Consider the following 626-nt stretch of genomic DNA (forward strand, 5'->3'; position numbering starts at 1 on the left):
GGCCGGGGTCTGCCAGGCGATTTGGGAGTGCGGCCGCGCGGTGTTGTAGTCGGCGTGCCACAGGGCGATGGCTACGCGCGCCTGAGCCAGCGAGGTGAACAGCGTCTCGTTGAGCAGTTCATCGCGCAGTCGGCCGTTGAAGCTCTCGATGAAGCCATTCTGCATCGGCTTGCCGGGCGCAATGTAATGCCATCGACGCGGTTCTGATCCGCCCAGGAGAGGATGGCGTTCGAGGTGAACTCGCTGCCATTGTCGCTGACGATCATCCTGGGCCGGCCGCGCTCAGTGATGAGCCGGTCCAATTCGCGGGCAACCCGCATGCCCGAGAGAGACGTATCAACGATGAGTGCCAGCCACTCTCTCGTGCAGTCGTCGACGACGGCCAGGATGCGGAAGCGGCGCCCGTCGGTGAGCTGGTCCGATACGAAGTCGAGCGACCAGCGCTCGTCGGGCCTCAGCGGCACCAGCATCGGCGCCCTGGTCCCGATCGCCCGCTTGCGGCCGCCACGGCGGCGAACGGCGAGCTTCTCCTCCCGATAGAGCCGGAACAGCTTCTTGTGGTTCACGACCAGGCCCTCCCGCCTCAGCATCACGAGAAGACGCCGGTAGCCGAACCGGCGACGCTC

General features: G+C 66.1%; 1 pseudogene. It reads right to left on the reverse strand.

Features of this window, described 5'->3' with window-relative positions:
- Positions 1-626 (reverse strand): annotated as a pseudogene (locus tag EN818_RS30675) (IS3 family transposase); the annotation flags it as partial.

The organism is Mesorhizobium sp. M3A.F.Ca.ET.175.01.1.1, from assembly GCF_004791945.1.
GTDB lineage: Bacteria > Pseudomonadota > Alphaproteobacteria > Rhizobiales > Rhizobiaceae > Mesorhizobium.